Annotated in this window: 18 protein-coding genes; 2 read left to right on the forward strand and 16 right to left on the reverse strand. The window is 55.3% G+C overall.

Translation table 11 applies throughout. The features are described 5' to 3' along the window. The 3 genes from HNQ81_RS00405 to glgB form a co-directional block, all read right to left on the reverse strand. Positions 1 to 726: a DUF4126 domain-containing protein gene (locus HNQ81_RS00405; RefSeq protein ID WP_183347166.1), complete on the reverse strand. Its 726-nt coding sequence runs from the start codon at positions 724 to 726 to the stop codon at positions 1 to 3. A gap of 128 nt (positions 727 to 854) precedes the next feature. After that, positions 855 to 1,043 (reverse strand): hypothetical protein, encoded by a 189-nt coding sequence (locus HNQ81_RS00410; protein WP_183347168.1) that lies wholly within the window; start codon positions 1,041 to 1,043, stop codon positions 855 to 857. A gap of 38 nt (positions 1,044 to 1,081) precedes the next feature. Beyond that, positions 1,082 to 3,289: a 1,4-alpha-glucan branching protein GlgB gene (glgB, locus tag HNQ81_RS00415; RefSeq protein WP_183347170.1), complete on the reverse strand. Its 2,208-nt coding sequence runs from the start codon at positions 3,287 to 3,289 to the stop codon at positions 1,082 to 1,084. A gap of 272 nt (positions 3,290 to 3,561) precedes the next feature. Here glgB and HNQ81_RS00420 point away from each other — a divergent pair, with 272 nt between their 5' ends. After that, a complete protein-coding gene (locus HNQ81_RS00420) occupies positions 3,562 to 4,137 on the forward strand; it encodes a YqgE/AlgH family protein (RefSeq protein ID WP_221270801.1) in 576 nt (191 codons plus the stop codon). Between the two features lie 109 nt (positions 4,138 to 4,246). Further along, a complete protein-coding gene (locus tag HNQ81_RS00425) occupies positions 4,247 to 4,648 on the forward strand; it encodes a YkgJ family cysteine cluster protein (RefSeq protein ID WP_183347172.1) in 402 nt (133 codons plus the stop codon). Between the two features lie 77 nt (positions 4,649 to 4,725). Here HNQ81_RS00425 and HNQ81_RS00430 read toward each other — a convergent pair whose 3' ends face one another. The 13 genes from HNQ81_RS00430 to HNQ81_RS00490 all read right to left on the reverse strand — a co-directional run bounded on the left by HNQ81_RS00430 (position 4,726) and on the right by HNQ81_RS00490 (position 17,076). Beyond that, positions 4,726 to 5,451: a TlyA family rRNA (cytidine-2'-O)-methyltransferase gene (locus HNQ81_RS00430; protein ID WP_183347174.1), complete on the reverse strand. Its 726-nt coding sequence runs from the start codon at positions 5,449 to 5,451 to the stop codon at positions 4,726 to 4,728. A gap of 18 nt (positions 5,452 to 5,469) precedes the next feature. Continuing rightward, the gene (locus tag HNQ81_RS00435; protein ID WP_183347175.1) at positions 5,470 to 6,609 is read right to left on the reverse strand and encodes a tetratricopeptide repeat protein; all 1,140 of its coding nucleotides are present in this window, start codon (positions 6,607 to 6,609) and stop codon (positions 5,470 to 5,472) included. A 33-nt stretch (positions 6,610 to 6,642) separates the two neighbouring features. Continuing rightward, the gene (gene tolB, locus HNQ81_RS00440; RefSeq protein ID WP_183347177.1) at positions 6,643 to 7,920 is read right to left on the reverse strand and encodes a Tol-Pal system beta propeller repeat protein TolB; all 1,278 of its coding nucleotides are present in this window, start codon (positions 7,918 to 7,920) and stop codon (positions 6,643 to 6,645) included. 43 nt (positions 7,921 to 7,963) lie between these two features. Continuing rightward, positions 7,964 to 8,968, reverse strand: a complete 1,005-nt coding sequence (locus HNQ81_RS00445; protein ID WP_183347179.1) for an energy transducer TonB — start codon at positions 8,966 to 8,968, stop codon at positions 7,964 to 7,966. A gap of 32 nt (positions 8,969 to 9,000) precedes the next feature. Next, positions 9,001 to 9,387, reverse strand: coding sequence for a protein TolR (gene tolR / locus HNQ81_RS00450; RefSeq protein ID WP_240191555.1), 387 nt, complete (start codon positions 9,385 to 9,387; stop codon positions 9,001 to 9,003). Positions 9,388 to 9,462: 75 nt separating this feature from the next. Continuing rightward, positions 9,463 to 10,143, reverse strand: coding sequence for a protein TolQ (tolQ, locus tag HNQ81_RS00455; RefSeq protein WP_221270808.1), 681 nt, complete (start codon positions 10,141 to 10,143; stop codon positions 9,463 to 9,465). A 228-nt stretch (positions 10,144 to 10,371) separates the two neighbouring features. Continuing rightward, the gene (locus HNQ81_RS00460; RefSeq protein WP_183347185.1) at positions 10,372 to 10,818 is read right to left on the reverse strand and encodes a 3-hydroxyacyl-ACP dehydratase FabZ family protein; all 447 of its coding nucleotides are present in this window, start codon (positions 10,816 to 10,818) and stop codon (positions 10,372 to 10,374) included. Beyond that, entirely contained in the window at positions 10,818 to 11,555 is a 738-nt protein-coding gene (fabG, locus tag HNQ81_RS00465) for a 3-oxoacyl-ACP reductase FabG (protein ID WP_183347187.1), read from the reverse strand. The genes HNQ81_RS00460 and fabG overlap by 1 nt, the downstream gene beginning before the upstream one ends. A 4-nt stretch (positions 11,556 to 11,559) precedes the next feature. Next, positions 11,560 to 12,972 (reverse strand): phytoene desaturase family protein, encoded by a 1,413-nt coding sequence (locus HNQ81_RS00470; RefSeq protein WP_183347189.1) that lies wholly within the window; start codon positions 12,970 to 12,972, stop codon positions 11,560 to 11,562. Between the two features lie 44 nt (positions 12,973 to 13,016). Continuing rightward, a complete protein-coding gene (locus HNQ81_RS00475; RefSeq protein ID WP_183347191.1) occupies positions 13,017 to 14,402 on the reverse strand; it encodes an FAD-dependent oxidoreductase in 1,386 nt (461 codons plus the stop codon). 3 nt (positions 14,403 to 14,405) lie between these two features. Then, positions 14,406 to 14,657: an acyl carrier protein gene (locus HNQ81_RS00480; protein ID WP_183347193.1), complete on the reverse strand. Its 252-nt coding sequence runs from the start codon at positions 14,655 to 14,657 to the stop codon at positions 14,406 to 14,408. A gap of 159 nt (positions 14,658 to 14,816) precedes the next feature. After that, a complete protein-coding gene (locus HNQ81_RS00485; protein WP_183347195.1) occupies positions 14,817 to 16,061 on the reverse strand; it encodes a beta-ketoacyl-[acyl-carrier-protein] synthase family protein in 1,245 nt (414 codons plus the stop codon). A gap of 190 nt (positions 16,062 to 16,251) precedes the next feature. After that, entirely contained in the window at positions 16,252 to 17,076 is an 825-nt protein-coding gene (locus HNQ81_RS00490; RefSeq protein ID WP_183347197.1) for a TIGR04211 family SH3 domain-containing protein, read from the reverse strand. Positions 17,077 to 17,322: the final 246 nt, after the last annotated feature.

Genomic DNA, 17,322 nt, shown 5'->3' on the forward strand with positions numbered 1-17,322 from the left:
TCAGGGAACCGGCGGTTCCGGCGGCGGGAGCATGACTGCGGGTGATTGACCGCGTTGCTGCGCCAAGCCTGGGCCGCCGACGGAGAGGGCTCCGGGCTGTCCGCTTGGATCTGTTACACTTTGTTTGCCGAAGAGGCGGAAAATCTTCCTGAAGACGGTGACGATGGCCTTCCAGAGTTGAGGAATGAGCCAGATCGCCAGCATGATAAACAGGACAAAGAGGGCAAGAAAGAGCATGGGGGAATGGAGTGCCAGCCAGAGTCCACCGATTACCGCCACATCTTCGGTGAACGAGGCCCCCCAGTTCGAGAATGGTTCGGGGGAGGTGTTGATCAGGACCCGGGTACCGGCCTTGATCATGTGACTGGTGGCGGCGACGGATCCGCCGATGATGCCGGCCGCAATTGCCAGGGCCGGATTCACCTCGCCGACGGCGCCGGCTGCAAGCATGATCCCGGCCGGGATTCTGATAAATGAATGAATCGCATCCCAGCCGGTATCCACCCCCGGGGTCTTGTCGGCGAAAAACTCGACACAGTACATCAGGGAGGCGGCCCCTATGATGAGAGGATCCTGGAGGATGACGAGGGATGAAGGCAGAACGATATTACCGGTGCTCCCCAGGATGCCGAGCATGGCGATCGTGGCATAGAGATTGATGCCGCTTGCCCAGGCCGTGCCCATCATTAGCGCGATAGTGGCGATTATCTGGCTGTACGCGTCCATCGGCAATTTCTCATGGTCAGATTTTGGTCTTCCATATCAACCAACGGCAGGTCGCGACGGAAACCTCGTTGTCCGCGCTGTTGCCATCCTGGCCGAATGAGCGCAACTGAAAGCTGGCCCACAAAAACCTATTTTCCTTCCTCCAGGATCTGACGGTTGAGAAACTCGCATTCGAGCGGGGTCAGATCGAATCTGGTTTCAACCATTTCCAGAAGACTGCGTCGATCACGTTCCGGGTGATTTTGCTTCATCTCGCAATAGGCCACGAGCGCCTTTTTTACTCTTTCTCCGGGAAGTTGTGTCGGGAGTGCGGTCATCTGTCTTGCTCCGGATAATGGTGATGGAGGGGCATCAATCAGCATGGTTTGAGGATGACGCCGGCAAGTGGCGGAATCTTCAAGGTGGTACGATACTCGGCCTGGGCATACGGATCGGCGACAGGGGTATAAATCACATCTTCATTAGCCCCGCTGCCGCCATAGACGACATCGTCCGAGCAGAAAATCTGCCGGTACGGCCTGTCGCTCGGCAGGCCGATGGTGTACTTGAAAAACGTCTGTGGGGTGAAGTTGAAAACCCCGACCAGGTGGTCTTCACGATTGCGGGCATAGCGGACGAACGAGATGATCGAGTTGTTCCGGTCATCGAGATCGATCCAGCGAAAGCCATGGGGCGAAAAGTCCTGTTGCCAGAGTGAAGGATTTCCCAGATACATCGTATTCAACGCTTCGACAAAGTCCATGGTCTGCCGATGCAGGTCGTTTTCTTCGAGAAGGTGCCAGTCGAGACTCCGTTTGCAGTACCATTCCGACCATTGCCCGAATTCCCCACCCATGAACAGGAGTTTCTTGCCCGGGTGCATCCACATGGTCAGCAGGAGAAGACGGAGGTTGGCAAATTTCTGCCACAGATCGCCCGGCATCTTATCAATGAGCGATCGTTTCCCATGCACGACCTCGTCGTGCGACATCGGCAGAATGAAATTCTCTGTGAAGGCGTACATGATCGAGAATGTCAGGGCGTTATGATGAAATTTCCTGAACAGCGGATCCTTTGAGAAATAGCTGAGGATATCGTTCATCCACCCCATGTTCCATTTGAAACCGAAGCCGAGTCCGCCGACGTCGGCAGGCTTCGAAACACCATAGAAACTGGTCGATTCCTCGGCGATCATCAGCGTGTTGGGATAATGGTTGAAGACCACGGAGTTGGTGTGGCGGAGAAATTCAATCGCTTCAAGGTTCTCTTTGCCGCCATAACAGTTCGGCAGCCATTCACCCTCGCGCCGAGCGTAGTCGCGATAGAGCATCGAAGCGACAGCATCGACCCGAAGACCGTCGATATGATATTTGTCCATCCAGAACAAGGCGTTGGCAATCAAATAGTTGCTGACTTCCTTACGCCCGTAATTGTAGATGAAGGTCCCCCATTCGGGATGGGATCCGAGCCGGGGATCCTCGTGCTCGTAGAGGGATGTGCCGTCGAAATGTCCGAGGCTGTGGTCGTCTTTGGGAAAATGGGCCGGAACCCAGTCGAGGATGACCCCGATCCCGTTCAGGTGGGCCTGGTCGACAAAGTACATGAAATCTTCCGGAAGCCCGTAACGGCTGGTGATGCTGAACGGTCCGGTCACCTGATAGCCCCAGGATTCATCGAGTGGATGTTCCATCACCGGCATCAATTCGATATGGGTGAAGCCGAGTTTCTTGACGTAGGGAATCAGCTTTTCCGCCAGTTCTCTGAAGGTGAAAAAACGGTCCGGATCATCGGGATCGCGCTGCCACGACCCTGGATGGACCTCATAGATCGACAGCGGTCGATCATAGGGCGCCACGGTTCGTTTATTCTCCTGCCATTTGTCATCCTGCCATTGGTAACGGTTGAGATCGCGGACGATCGATGCGGTTTTCGGCCGGATTTCACCATAAAATTGAAAAGGATCGGATTTGTCTATAAAATTCCCGTCGCTGGTCCTGATTCGGAATTTATAGACTTCATTCTCCTGCAGACCCGGAATGAACAATTCCCAGATGCCCGAACTGCCAAGTGAACGCATGGGGTGGATTCTGCCGTCCCAGCCATTGAAATTGCAGATGACGGCGACTGCTTCGGCGTTCGGGGCCCAGACACGGAAGATGACTCCGGCGACATGCCGTATAACCGCGCAATGACTGCCGAGGTGATCGTACAGTCGATAATTGGTTCCGAAGTTGAAAAGATACTGGTCGTCCGCGTCAAGTTGAGGGAGAAATCGATAGGGATCGTTGATGGTCTCCACGAACCCGCTGTGATAATGAATGGTAAATCGATAAGTATAGGGATCGAGATTGGTATCGGCAAGGGTGGACCGATCAATAACGGCCTCGAACATCCCTTCCTCCCGGGTCCTGGTCATCTCGGTGCTCCCGTTGCCGATCAGCAGTTCCACCTTTCGGGCATGGGGCTGAAAGGTCCGGATTGTTGCCGTCTCTTCATTCTCGCCGGAAAAGTGAACCCCAAGGACCTGAAAAGGATCGTAATGGGCGGAATGGATGATACGTTCTATGTGTTGATCAATATCCATGTTGGTTGCGGCCTGCGCTGAGGAGGGAATATTACCGGAGTGTTGTTCGCTTTTTAGAAGTGTATGGCATTGGCGTCCATTTGTCATGGTCATTTTCCCGTTCCCCTCCAAGAATCGAGAACAACAGGCAAGGCAAAACCCTGGTGAAACGGAGGGCAGGACCGGTTGACTTGACGAGTGGGAAGTTGGTCTGATACTATGCAGGGAAGGATGTTGACGACAGGAATGGCTGCAAAGTTCTGCGAACCCATTTTCACGAAGAGGGGAACACAATGTCAACGCACAGGGCCCCGATCATTGATACGCTCACCGGTTCCTTCCTGGTTTCGACGCCAAGGATGCCCGATCCCCGTTTCGAAGAGCAGGTGATTCTGGTCTGTGCTCATAACAATGAGGGGGCAATGGGAGTCGCGGTCAATAAACCCAACCCCGCCTTCAGTCTGTCGGAAATCCTCAACGGGGCGCACCTGCCGATTCCTGAAAAAAAACTCCCTCCGGTCTATGTTGGGGGGCCGGTTGAACTGGAATCGGCTTTTATCCTCTACCAATCAGATTATCAGACTGATTATCGGCTGGAGATCAGCCCTACCATTTCGTTGTCACGAGAATCCAGGGTCCTTGAGGACATAGCGCAGGGCAGGGGACCCGAGAAGTTTCTCTTTCTGCTTGGATATACCGGCTGGGGTCCCGGTCAACTCGAACAGGAACTGGTCAGTGACGGTTGGCTGACTGTTCCTGCCAGTGATCATATCATCTTCGACACCCCTGATGAGTTCAAATGGAAGGCGGCGGCGATGCAATTCGGTATCGACATTTCGACCTTTGGAGATTATATCGGCTACGCCTAGTGACGGGGCCGATCCTCTTCTCATTCCCTCGTTTCACCACAGGTCCATAGCTCAACGAAGTTGCGTCAATTTACGGTGTGACTGATACCAGTATTTTTGCGAGATATTCATGTCGGAAATTGAAAATATTTTTATCTGCCAACGCTGCGGGTTCTGCTGCCACGGGGAGACCACCGTGTCACTGGACGAAAATGACCAGCGGCAGATGGTTCAGTGTCTCAACCTTGATCGCGAAGAAGTCACGTCGAAATACTGGCGGATCACCGGGACGATCGTGCAGATGCAGACGGTTGAAGGCCATTGCATTTTTTACAGCCAGGGATGTCTCGTCCATGCCGGACGTCCCTGGCGATGCCGTCAATGGCCCCTCCATCCTTCGATTCTTGATGATGAAATGAATTTTCACATTATCGCCGAATCCTGTCCCGGGATACGGGCAGAGATCGGCTACGAGGAATTCTGTCGCATTCTTCGCCGGATCATGGCCGACACAGCCAAGGTCAGTTGCTGATTGCGATTCGACCGCTGGCTGGGCAGTGCATGAAAGAAGGGCCGATCGCTGGCAATGAAAGAGGCAAGCCCGGTTTGTCAGGAATGCAGATAAATGAGAAATTCCCTGTTTCCCTTGGGACCCAAAACAGGGGAGGGGACGGTGCCCTCAGTCTTCAGACCCAGGCCCAGAGCATAATCGGTGACAAGCTCAATGGCCTTCTGGTGCATTTCCTTCAGAAGGACGACTCCCCCGTGCGGGATATCCTCCTTCGGCAGTTCGAATTGCGGTTTAATCAGCGCCAACAGGGAAAATGGCCTGGTGAATAAAGGTAGCAGGACGGGGATGATCTTGGTGATGGAGATAAAGGAGACGTCCATTACCGCCAAATCGATCGGCTCGGGGATCTGTGCCGGTGTCAAAAGGCGGGCGTTGCACCGTTCAAGAACGACCACACGGGGATCCTGGCGGATTTTCCAGCTCAGCTGTCCATAAGCGACATCGACGGCATAGATCTTGTCGGCACCGTGCTGGAGCAGGCAGTCGGTAAATCCGCCACTCGATGCCCCGATGTCGATACACGTCAGGCCGCTTGGATCTGCTCTGAAGTGATCGAGCCCCGCCGCCAGTTTCAAGCCTCCTCGGGAGACGTAGGGGCAATGTGTTCGAAGCCGGATAGTTGCTCCGGGGTCGCAGAGGTGCCCAACCTTGTCAACCACCCTCTCGTTTACCAGAACTTCACCGGCACCGATCAACGCCCTGGCCTTGTCCTTCTGCTGAACGAGGTTTCTCTCGATCAAGAGCGCATCGAGGCGGATTTTCACGACGAGATCAACCTCTCCCTACATTTTGTTGAGTTTTTCCTGAGCCTGCGCCGCCTCCGGCGATGAGCCATAACTGGACAGGATTTTCTGGTAGATGATTTTGGCGGTTTCGTTGTCGGAAAGCTTTTCGAAGGCCATGGCCTGACGCAGCATCGCCGACGCTGCCTTCGGATGTTTGGCCTGTTGGGCGATAATCTTTTGATATTGTAGAATTGCCTGATCGAATTCTTTCTGCTGGAACAGACACTCTCCCATCATGTAGCGGGCATCGATGGCATCGTTGCCGGTGCCGTTGTCCCTGACAACCTGTTCGTACAGTGCGTAGGCTTGTTGGTATTTGCCGCTGTCGTAGAGATTTTTGGCCTCGGCCAGACTGCCACCCGTCTTGACGGCGGCAGGGGCGGGCGAAGGAGGAGGCGGCGGTGCAACTGGCTGTTGCGGAGGTGGTTCAGGCGCAATGCGCTGCTGGACCTCGGTCTGGACAGCGGCCGGTGGCGTCGGCGGTGCGACTGATGCCGTCAAGGTCGGTTTCGGCGCCACGGCGGTGGTTTCCGGCAGCGTTGAAGAGGAGAGGATTTTTTTCTGCTGCGCCGCCCCGATCTTGACGACTCCGGCGCCACCGGTCGCCAGGGCGCTGCCGGCTGCCTGTGTCCGTGCCTTGGCCTTTTCTGCCGCAAGTTTCGCTTCCCGGGCACGGCGTTCAGCCTCCTGTACCCTCGCCTCCTGCATCGCCTGGACACTTTCCTGCTGCACCTTCAGTTTTTCGGAGAGTTCGGCCAACTTGGCTTCCTTGGCTTTCTGCTCCTCCTCCATCCGCCGTATCGCCTCGTCACGTTTGGCGGATTCCTGTTGGGTGTAATTAGAAAAAGTATTCTCGAGCTGGGTGTTTTTTTCCTTCAGCTGGGAATTGAGCTGTTGCGTCTCATCGAGCTGACTTTTGAGGGTCATAATCTCCTGCTCGAGCTGGCTCATCTGGCCTGACGAATCGGCCTGCCGTTTCTGGAGATCGCTGACGGTATTGACCTTCATGTCCTCCAGTTTCTTGTTCATGATGCGCAGCTGGTACTGCAGGTTCTGAACCTCGTTCTGGGTCGCGCACTGCAGAAGGAACGGGGAAACGGCGATCATCAGTGCGAAATGGAGGATGGTTTTTTTCATAGCATTGCCAGGCTGAATTAGGGTTGAAGGTCGTTACCGCGACCACCGGGGATAGGTGTTGCTGCCCGGGAAAGAGAAGATAGGCCGCTGGAAACTGCCGTTTTTCATGATGGCATGGATCTGGTGCCTGTTGCCGCCACGTTTTGCAAAGATAATCTGGTTCCCGTCCGGGGACCAGCTCGGCATTTCATGATGACTGAGATCGGTAGTGAGCTGCTGGGCTGCACTGCCGTCGGGTTTGATCGTGCAGATCTGATACACGCCATTACGCAGGCTGGTGTAAACGATGAGATTCTCCGTAGGGGACCAGGATGGTTCGGAGTTTTCAGATCCCTCGAAGGTGAGGCGCTGAACCTGACGAGTAGAAAGATTCATCATATATATATGAGGCTTGCCGGTACGATCGGAGACGAAGACAATCTGGCTGCCGTCCGGCGACCACGACGCGGATACGTTGATTCCGGAGCGGTCGGTCAGCTGTTCAATGATTTTGGCATTGCTGTCACAGAGATACAGGTCGGGATTGCCATTGATCGACAATGTCAGAATCATGTACCGTCCGTCCGGCGACCAGGCGGGTGCGAGGTTCAGTCCCTTTCTTTTTGAAATCAAACGGGTCGTCTTGCTCTGGCTGAGATCGGTAATATAGAGGTTCTGGTTGCCGGAATGGTATGAGGTGTAGCTGAGCTTCTTGCCGTCGGGCGTAAAACGTGGGGAAACGGCGAGATTCCGGTGACGGGTCACCTGCCGCAGTTTGTGGCCCAGGATGTCGGTGAGATACACTTCCTTGGCGTTACGCGTATAGGAAACGAAGGCGATCTTGGTGGAGGCGATGCCTGGCTTGCCGGTCAGGGCTTCAATCACGCTGTCGCAGAATTTGAACAACATTTCGTCCTGCTGCTGGACCGTCCCGGTGTAGGATTTGCCGAGGAGAATCTGATTGGTTGCGATGTCGAGGACACGGATCTCTAAAGAGAGGTTCTTGCCGGACAGAGCGAACTGACCGAGAACGGCATAATCAACGCCGAGTTGCCGCCAGTTTGCCGACTGGGTACCGCCGTACTCGGCAGTGGGGGAAATACCGATGACACCGTGAAATTCGAGGGCCTTGGCCAGGGTGTCGGCCAGTTCCTTGCCCTTGCTCTGGTCCTGACCAGCCTGGGCGTTGGCGAACCACGGGACGGCAAAGTTGATCTTGCGGGTGCTGGAAGCGGTGATATCGACATATACCCGGTCGGCGGCCTGAGATGGAGATGGCAGGCTGAAGCACGACAGAAGCAGAAATATGAGCGCAAATGCTGATTTGTTCATTGTCATGGGTACACGCTGTAGGGCTGAGGTCTGGGTTGATCGGCTAATGGATTCCGCCGGGGCTGAATTTGAGCCCCATTTCAATGCGTTGCTTCCGCAAAGCAGGCGGGATCGGCGGTAATGGATTGGCCGCTTCTATACTCTTGATCACGAACTGGTCGTACAATGCGTCGCCGGAACTGGATTCGATCTGGGTATCGGCGACTTCCCCGCTCTTGCTGATGGTAATAATGACGACCGTGAGCAGGGCCGGATCGAACGTTTTGATCTCCGGCAGCTGGAAGAACGGCTGAATCCGGGCGGCCACAGCAGCATAGTACTGGGCGTCAAGGGCGCTGGTCGACCCGCCGCCCTGGGTTGCCGCGGGGCTTGACGAGGTCGAGGTGCTTGACGTGGTCGAGGAGGCGCTGCCCTGAACCGATGAGCGGATCTGCGACAGCCGTTGCCTCGTCTGTTCCATCCGATTGCGTTCGGCTTCGGCCGCTTCGGCTGCCAGCTGCGCCTCTTCGGCGGCAATCTGCTCGGCCCTCAGACTTTCGGCCAGCTGCTGACGCGTCTGTTTTTCGATCTCCCGATTGCGTTTCTGTTTCTCGATCTCTTGTTCGCGCCTTTCCGCTTCCCGTTGCACCGTATCATCCGGCGGCACCTCTTTCTTTACCTTTCGCTTGATCGGTGTCAGCGATACCGCTTTCGGCGGTGCCGGCGGAGCGACTTCTGCCGGCTGCACGACTTCTGCCGGCTTTTCGGCGGCAACTGGGACCGCCGCTTTCGGCGGAATCTTGACCGGGGCCGCGGTTTTTTCAATGACCTTGGGCGGCGCTGCCGGCGGCGGTTGAGACTGCGTCTTGGCCGGCGCCGGCGCTGGCGCTGGAGCTGGAGCCGCTGGCGCTGCCGGCTCTTCCATATTTACAAGATTGACCGAATAGATATCAACAAATTCCGGTTTGCTTTTGAAGACCATCGGAAACAGGATCGTCGACAGGGCCACCAGAATATGGAAACCGATCGCCAGATTGAGCGGCAGTTTCCAGTCGTTGTTGCTGCTCATGTATGTTACTCGGTATTCCTGGTATGTCATGCCTATTCAAGTTTTTCTGATGGCTTGGTGATCATGCCGAGCTTGTCGAAGCCGGCCGCTTTGATATCCGCCATGACCGTAACCACGCTCCCGTAGGCTGCATCCTTGTCGGCCTTCAGGTAGATAGGTTCTTTCTTTTTTTCTTCGGACATGCCATCAAGTTGCTCTTTAAGCTTTGCCGGGGCCATCTCCAACTTCCCTAAAGTGATCTTCCCCTCCTTGTCGACGGTGACGATGAGTGGCTCATCGTCCTGCCGCAGGGCCTTTGACGTGGTCTCAGGCAGGTTGACGTCAAGTCCCTGGGTCATCATCGGCGCCGTCACCATGAAGATGATCAACAGCACCAGCATGACATCAACCAGTGGCGTGACGTTGATGTCTGCGACCAACCCTTTTCGGCCTCTACCGTTCAATGGACCCATAGAATTATCTGCAATATTGGTGTGATATGATTTGAAACAGAATTACACCCGGCTTATAAAATCACGTTCGACCAGGTTGAGGAAATCGGTCGTGAAATTCTGCATGTTCCCATCGATATCGTTTACTCTGTTCGAGAAATAATTAAAGAAAATAACTGCCGGAATGGCCACGGCCAAGCCGGCGGCGGTGGCGACCAGAGCTTCGGAAATGCCGGGGGCGACGACCGCCAGGGAGGCGGAACCACGCTGGCCGATATCGTGGAAAGAAGCCATGATCCCCCAAACGGTACCGAAAAGACCGATGAACGGTGTGGCGCTGCCGGTTGTTGCCAGAAAGGCGAGCGCACTCCCGAGTTTGGTCAGTTGCTGGGCCTCGGCCTTCCTGACCGCTCTCTTCAGGTTGTCCATGGTTGCAAGCTGCATCTCCAGGGTTTCGGCAGCGGCATTCTCGTCTTTCCTGCTGCGGATCTTGTTGATCTTCTGCAATTCCGCAAACCCGGCGGTGAAGACCGACGCCTCTGGGCTGTACTCGTACTCGGTCGCTGCCTTATGGGCCTCGTTCAGGTTCGTTGAGGCCCAGAAAGTTTCGAGAAAGTCCTCGCTGTCAATGCGGACCTTGCGGAACAGTCGAGTCTTCATGAACACAATGGTCCATGAAGCTACTGAAAATATAAGTAATGTCAGCATAACCAGTTGTCCTACCGGTCCTGCGTGAAAAATCATGTCGGTGATTGAAAGCTGCACGGGTGATACCTTGCCTTGTGAAGTCAGTGCCTGGAATCCTGTGAGGGATGTCGCAGGATCCGATGTTCCATGAGTTAAAAAAATGAAAATAAATCAATGGTTATATTAAACCGATCAATTTACTTCTTCTCGATGAAAAGATCAATATTTGAGTGTTGGCGCCGTGCACTTTCCTGTTCAGGCGGGACGAGAAGGTTGAGGTGCGGCTCAGACTGTTTTCTGGAGGGTGCAGGAAAAATCGATCTGGAGGGCGAGTTTCTCCCGGACATGGAGTCTCGCTGAAAAAAACCAGGCTGAGGAGAGCATTTCGGTGAGTTTGACCGTCATGACAATGGTATCTCCCGGATACACCGATCTCTTGAATCTGGCGCCGCCGATTCGGGCGAGAACCGGGACGCAGGCTTCGATTCCCGCTTTCCCGCGTTCCTGCATTTTCGCCAGCAGCAGGGCCCCTGACTGGAATACCGCCTCGCAGAGCAGGACCCCGGGCATGATCGGATGGCCGGGATAATGTCCCAAGAAGATGTCCAGATCGGTAGGGATCATTTTTTCGGTGACGATGGTATCATCCTGATAGTCGACGATCCGGTCGACCCAGAGAAACGGCGGACGATGAGGGATAAGGGCATGTATTTCCGGATCGGGAGAAAGCATCACAGGCCTCCGTTGATTTCCAGCACTGCGCCGGTGATATAGCCGGCGTTCCTGCCGGCGAGAAAGAGAACGGCATCGGCGACCTCGGCGGTGGTGCCGAAGCGGCGCATCGGTACCAGGGCCTTGTAGCCGTCGAGTTGCTCCTTCGGCAGGCCGTGGAGGAAATCGGTCTCGATGAAACCGGGGGAGACGCAGTTGACGGTAATCTTTTTTTTCGCCGTTTCCTTCGCCAGCGACCTGGTCATGCCGATTTGCCCGGCCTTGGAGGCGGCGTAGTTGGCCTGACCGGCAAAGCCGAGATACGATATCGGGGAGGTGATGTTGATGATGCGGCCGTATTTTTTCTTCATCATCAGCAGGACCGCCTGCTTCGCCATCAGGAAGGAACCGGTAAGGTTGATGTCGATGACGGATCGCCAGTCCTCGCTCTTCATCATCGCCAGCACGGCATCGCGGCGGATTCCGGCGCAGTTGACGAGGATGTCGATGGCTGAGAATTGCCGTTCGACGGCAGCGAAGAAGGAATTGACCTGGGTCTCGTCGGCGACATCGCATTGAAAGAGATGGAGCTTGTTCGTCCCGCCGCTTTCCTGCCGCAACTGCTTCACCGCCTGATGGTTGCTGTGGTAAATGCCGGCCACCGTTGCCCCCTGCTGCAGCAGGGCAAGGGTAACCGCCTTCCCTATGCCGCGGGTTGCACCGGTGACCACGGCGACCTGGTGCAGAAAAGTATCCATGCAATTATCCTCGCAATGAACGCAGGTAGCCATCGGCGTCATTGGCGACGATGACCCCGTAGTTGATGGCCCCCAGCCAGCCGGACATGATGATCCCGACGGAGCCGACGTGAAACAGTCCGCCGATCTCCTTGAAGATCGTTCGGGAAATGTCGAGACCTTCGAATTTGGTTCCGAACGAAGTCCCGCAGGTATGCAGGGTGTAGTGGTTGAACGTGCGCGGGGTGGCCGCCTCGACCCAGTCGACCTTGGTCCGGATGTCGGGGAGATAGCGTGTGAGGTCATCGAGCGTCCGTTCTATCAGCAGCTCCTTTTCGCCGACGTACTGTTCGTCATCCATGTTTTGCCAGTCTTCGAAGCGACTGTTCATCGAGGCAACAATGGTATAACGGTCATGGCCGGGCCGGGTTTTTGGGTAGTAGAGGGAAAAGGTCTTTGACCTCGTGTGCAGATCGAGCAGTTCCCGGGAATCGAATTCCGGCGCGGACGAGGTGAACAGCAAATCGCCGATATCGTTAACCTGCTCACCCTTCCTGATGCCGATATAGACCTGGCAGCTGGAGTTGTTGACCCGGATGGCCGCCGCCTTCTCGAGAAAGGCCTCGGAAAAAGCGCGCCTGTCGGTGAGGTTGTTGATGGTATTGGTGATGCCGCTATTGGAGACCACCGCCTTTGCCGCAATGACCCTGCCGTTGGCCTCGACCCCCTTGACCCTGCCTTTTTCGACGACAATCCTTTCGACCTTCGACCTGGTGCAGATCGTCACCCCGTTTTTTTCGAGCTCGGCAGTCATCATGTCGATCAACCTGTCCGTCCCGCCTTCGAAGGTGAAAACGCCTCGACTCATGAAATTGGAGAAAACAATGCCGTAGGTGATCGCCGGGTCGTCCAGGGTCGAACCGTTGGCGTAGGTGATGGGTTCCATCAGCAGCCTGTGGATATCGGTCCGGCCGGGGAAGAACTGTTCGAACAGCTCCCGGGTGGTCATCGTCTGGTCGTCGTAGAAATTCATCGACGAGACTGCGGAGAAGAACGCCTCTATCGTCTGCCGGGGGATGCGGAAACGGTTTTCGAGAATCGAGGTGAAATCCTGCCGGTCAAAGGTCGTCTCCAGGGAAAACTGGGGATTGTCAAAAACGATTTTTTTGAGCTGGACGATGGAGTTCATGATCTCGCGGTTCCAGTACTTCTTGCAGGTCTTGACCATCCCATAAGGAAAACCGTGCAGTGACACATCGAAGATATGGCCGCGGCGCTTGAACCAGGCGGCGAGCCCGCCGAGCTTGTGGTGGTATTCGAGCAGCAGGACTTTGTGGCCGCAATAGGCAAGGCGATTGGCGGTCGTCAGTCCCCCCAGTCCCGAGCCAATGATGATCGCATCATAGGCATCGGATGCTTCAGAAAATGGCACAGGCATTGAAATAATCTGATTGCTTGCTTGAGGTTGAATGCCGGAACGAATCAAAATTTGTTGAGAATATGCTGATTTACCATGGATACACCACTGAGCATCGAGCCGACGATGCCCAGGAATCCCTGATCGGTTCCGGCAAGGAAGAGGTTGTCATAGCCAAGGTCCCCATCCTTTATTTTTTGCGGATTTCCATAAATTGCGCCTTCTTTCTTAGCAGTGTAGCGTTCGATTGTCAACGGGGTGAAGGTGTCCTGAAAGACGATCGCCTGGCCGAAATTGCCGACGATGTCCTCGAGCACCAACCTCGATCGTTCGGCTGTTTGCGTCTTCAGGGACTCATAGGCCTGGCGGTCGGCGGCGATCGTCTGCCATTGCTCGTAACTGGCGAGATGGGTGGATCGGACTTCTTTTGTGGTCGTGGCCTGGAGCCCTGCGAAATTTGACGGCAGGCAGATGACTCCACTGGAGAAGTCGACCGCCTGATCGGGGCGTCGATATCGGAACGACTCGCTATTGTTGAAGAAGATGATGGTCCGGTCGGTGGGGAGGGTCGGACCGCGGCAGGTCTGGATCTGATAGATGGTCTCGACGAAGCCGAGACGCGTCGAGTCGCTGGACAATGGCGGGCGGTGGAGCAGGGCGAGGGTCTCGTCAAGGCCGATGGTCGAAAGGATCGATCCGCAGTGGATTGTCTCTCCCGTGGTCAGAACGACGCCTTGGACCTTGCGGCCGTCGTGGAGGATCTCCCGCACTCCGGCGCTCGTGCGGATCGAACCACCGAGACCTCGGTAATGGTCGAGCAGGCGGTCGAGCAGGGTCTTGATCGATCCGCCCGGCCTGAACATCCCCTCTTGAAAAATCGACCGGAACATGATGGCGAACTGGCTGAGGTCCATATCGTCTTCGACACTCGAGCCGTAATACATCAGGGGGCAGAGCAGCATGTCGACCAGCAGGCGATCGGGGAGAATGTCGAGAAGGAACAGCCGGGCGGAGCGAAACGGGGCGATCGTGAAGGGATCGAAGCTGTCGAGCAAGGACACGAGCCGGTCGAACCCATCGCTGGAACGGGGGAATTTCGAGGCGATTTCGTCCTTGATCAACATGAAATCATTGGAGAATAAAAGACTCTCAACTCCTTTGAAGACGATTTCACTGCAGATCTGCTGATGGATATCGAGATGATCGCGATTGAACTTGAGTTGTCGCAACAGGCGATTGAGCGGCGCCCTCCTGTTGCCTGCATCGGCATAGTTGGTAATCGCGTGCAGCCCGGTTTCGAAGATTCTGTTGTTTCTGTAGAAATACGAGTTGAGACCGCCGATGCGGCTGTGTTTTTCGAGGAGGAGAACTTCGGGGTTGAATCGGGCAAATCTGATGGCGGCGGCAAGCCCGGAGAGCCCGCCGCCGATGACGAGGAACGGAACCTTCACCCCTCAGGCGTCTTGCAACAGGGGTTCCAGGTAGTCCGCGCAGCTGTTGAGGGTGGCGAGACGGGGGTAGTCGGATTCGGGGATCTGCAACTGGTGACGCTTGCGGAGTTCCATGACGATGTCGAGAAAATCCATGGAATCAAGGTCGAGTTGATCGCGGAGCGGTTTGTCGGGATCCAGATCGTCAAAATCCGCCTCGTCATCTATGTCGTGAATAATCTCCAGGATAAGAGTTTTGATATCTTCTCGCGTCATGAGTGTCTCCAGATAATATATTGATCAGTAGCGTGTGTTTGCAGGGTCGGAAGTGCTGCCGCTTTTGCGGAAAATACAATCGGCAAAGGTATCTGTATACCATAGATGCTAGAACTTTTTCATTCTTTTTTTGTCACGATCGATTTTCAGCGCCAGTGCTCACGGCTCAAATTTCTTGACGATGAGGGCCGAGTTGATGCCGACCATACCGAAGGAGTTGTTGAGGATAACTGAAATCGAGCCGGCATCGACCGGGGTATTGACGACAAGATTGGGGAGACTGCACTCCGGATCGAGTTCGTCGATGTTGATGGTCGGATGGACCAGGTGATCGTCGAAGGAGGGGAGATTGCCGGCCAGTTCGAGGACCCCGGCTGCACCCATCGCGTGGCCGATGTTGCTCTTGGTGTTGTTGACGTATGTCGATGCCGAATCTCTGAAGACCTCGCGGATCGCCTTGCACTCTTCGATATCGCCCTGCCTGGTGCCGGTGGCGTGGGTATTGATCAGATCCACATCTTCCGGTCGCAGTCCGGCCCGCCTGAGGGCAAGCCGCATGCACTCGGCCTGCCTCGGTCCGTAGGGCAGCACAAAGTCCCGGGCATCGGAGTTCATCGCGTAGCCGACGATTTCCCCAAGTATCCTGGCGTTCCTGGCAAGTGCCCGGTCCATGGATTCGATGACGTAGATGCAGCCTCCCTCGGAGATGACAATACCGTTGCGGCCGAGATCGAAGGGTCGTGACGCCCGTCGGGGATCGGTGGCCTCGGCGAGGGCGTTCTGGGCCTTGAAGCTGGCGAAGATACCGAAGGATCCGACTGATTCGGAGACACCACCGGCAAGCGCCATATCCACCTCGCCGAGTCGAATCATCTGTGCCGCCTGGATCAGGGCGGCGTTGCCGGCGGCGCAGGCGGCCCCGATCGAGTAGTGGGGACCGGTGATGCCGAGGCTCATCGTGATCTCGCCGGCGGGGTTGTTGAGGACGGTTCGCGGGTTGTGGTGGTGGGTCCAGTAGTTGGTGTCGTAGTTGTATCTGCTGATGTTGAACACTTCGTTTTCGGTCTCGACGGTGCCATGCTCGGTCAGGCCGATATAGACGCCGATACGGGCGGGATCACAGGACGAAATCTCAATTCCGGCGTTCACCAGGGCCTCGTGGGCACAATAGACACCGATACAGCCGGCGCGGGTCCCACGTTTGTTTTCCTTGTTTTTCCGATGTTTGGTCTCTGGAAAGGTGCATAAACCTGCCGCCGCCTTGCCGAAGTAGCGGAGATCGATTTCCTGGATCTCGCTGATCCCGTGCAGCAGTTTACGGCGAAACTCGACAGGATTGTCGGCATTCGGGGAGACTAGGCCGACACCGGTGATTACGATTCTGCGATCGAGGGGATTATTCATGAGTTGGATCTCGAATGTGAGGATAATGATGGGAAAAAGGTGTTATACTCTTCCGGATTTGAGGTTGCGGCGCTATTGAATCCGGCTTTTATCTTGAACCGGGAAGTGGTCGCCTGGGCAAAATGAAGCATGATCCTGTCGTCCGAAAGGCTCCCTTGAGGAGAAAGCCAATATACCTGTTGACTGGTTTTCAATAGGAGTATTTCGCCTTCTTCCTGCTGAACAGCTTTCCCGAAAACATGCCGCCAAGAAAGACCAGTGCGCCTGCCATGAACCAGTAAATAATCGTTTTTTCAGCAAGTTTATCGTTTTCTGCGGTAAGCACGGTTATCCGTTGATCCTTCGCTCGATTATCCGCAACCAGTCTTTCTTTTTCCTGAACCAGGGCGTCGATATCGATCCGGCCGTCATTGAGGCTTTCAATCTGGGCCCTGAGAGCGGTAATTTCCGTTTCCAGTTGGGTCCTTTTTTCAACCAGGACCATAATTTCCGAGGATAGAGCTTCAGGATCAGGCGGAGCGGGGGCCTCTGCCGGTTGCGCTGCCTGTGCCTGCAGCTCGGTAATACGGGTCCGGGCGGTCTCCAGTTCAAGCTGGAGTCGGTCACGTTCTTTGCGCAGTTCCGAATCCACCGCTGGTGGAGTGGCGGTACTGCCGGACTGCGGGATCTGGGTCCGCAGCGCAGCGATCTCTCTCTGCAGCCGTTCGATCACCACCGTCTTCGGCACCGTCGTGGTCAGATACTGCCTGGCAATCCACCCAATCTGCCTGTCTGCCGTTTGTATCCGGGCGTAGCCATCGTTTTCTTCCAGGACGTTGACCGCCTCGTTTGATCGCACCTTGGCTACCACCGTGTAGGGTTGTTCGAGATTGTCCTTGACGTTGATGGTCAGCTGATCGGAGACATATCGTGTTTCCGCAGGTGAGTTGGTTGCAGGCAGGAGAAAGAGGAAAAACAGCACAGGAAGGGCAATGCATTTTCGAAAATACTTTCCGGTATACTGAAAAGGAACCATATCCTGCTCCGATGTGTGCTCGAATCGTCTTTACCTTGAAGAAACCTTTGCTGCCGGGGGGAGATCGCTGACCAATCTATACAACATGAGCATGTTATGTCAATAAATTGCCGGATATCGTGATAGCGTCCGGTGAACCTGGTGCAGGTCTCCTGCTGTTTCCCGCTTGTCGTTTGAGCTGCGAGATGAGCCTGATGTCGTCCCGACATGGACTGGTAAGGACCGGTAATAAAACCCGGGTCGAAT

The sequence above is a fragment of the Desulfoprunum benzoelyticum genome (genome assembly GCF_014201505.1).
Taxonomy (GTDB): Bacteria; Desulfobacterota; Desulfobulbia; order Desulfobulbales; family Desulfocapsaceae; genus Desulfoprunum; species Desulfoprunum benzoelyticum.

What these genes read in the sequence shown, in the direction of transcription:
- HNQ81_RS00445 (WP_183347179.1), bottom strand. Translation starts at nt 8,968, where the DNA reads ATGAGCAGCAACAACGACTGGAAACTGCCGCTCAATCTGGCGATCGGT.
- HNQ81_RS00405 (WP_183347166.1), bottom strand. Translation starts at nt 726, where the DNA reads ATGGACGCGTACAGCCAGATAATCGCCACTATCGCGCTAATGATGGGC.
- HNQ81_RS00420 (WP_221270801.1), top strand. Translation starts at nt 3,562, where the DNA reads ATGTCAACGCACAGGGCCCCGATCATTGATACGCTCACCGGTTCCTTC.
- HNQ81_RS00490 (WP_183347197.1), bottom strand. Translation starts at nt 17,076, where the DNA reads ATGGTTCCTTTTCAGTATACCGGAAAGTATTTTCGAAAATGCATTGCC.
- HNQ81_RS00435 (WP_183347175.1), bottom strand. Translation starts at nt 6,609, where the DNA reads ATGAAAAAAACCATCCTCCATTTCGCACTGATGATCGCCGTTTCCCCG.
- HNQ81_RS00480 (WP_183347193.1), bottom strand. Translation starts at nt 14,657, where the DNA reads ATGACGCGAGAAGATATCAAAACTCTTATCCTGGAGATTATTCACGAC.
- tolB (WP_183347177.1), bottom strand. Translation starts at nt 7,920, where the DNA reads ATGAACAAATCAGCATTTGCGCTCATATTTCTGCTTCTGTCGTGCTTC.
- HNQ81_RS00485 (WP_183347195.1), bottom strand. Translation starts at nt 16,061, where the DNA reads ATGAATAATCCCCTCGATCGCAGAATCGTAATCACCGGTGTCGGCCTA.
- glgB (WP_183347170.1), bottom strand. Translation starts at nt 3,289, where the DNA reads ATGGATATTGATCAACACATAGAACGTATCATCCATTCCGCCCATTAC.
- HNQ81_RS00410 (WP_183347168.1), bottom strand. Translation starts at nt 1,043, where the DNA reads ATGACCGCACTCCCGACACAACTTCCCGGAGAAAGAGTAAAAAAGGCG.
- HNQ81_RS00460 (WP_183347185.1), bottom strand. Translation starts at nt 10,818, where the DNA reads ATGCTTTCTCCCGATCCGGAAATACATGCCCTTATCCCTCATCGTCCG.
- HNQ81_RS00425 (WP_183347172.1), top strand. Translation starts at nt 4,247, where the DNA reads ATGTCGGAAATTGAAAATATTTTTATCTGCCAACGCTGCGGGTTCTGC.
- tolQ (WP_221270808.1), bottom strand. Translation starts at nt 10,143, where the DNA reads ATGATTTTTCACGCAGGACCGGTAGGACAACTGGTTATGCTGACATTA.
- HNQ81_RS00470 (WP_183347189.1), bottom strand. Translation starts at nt 12,972, where the DNA reads ATGCCTGTGCCATTTTCTGAAGCATCCGATGCCTATGATGCGATCATC.
- fabG (WP_183347187.1), bottom strand. Translation starts at nt 11,555, where the DNA reads ATGGATACTTTTCTGCACCAGGTCGCCGTGGTCACCGGTGCAACCCGC.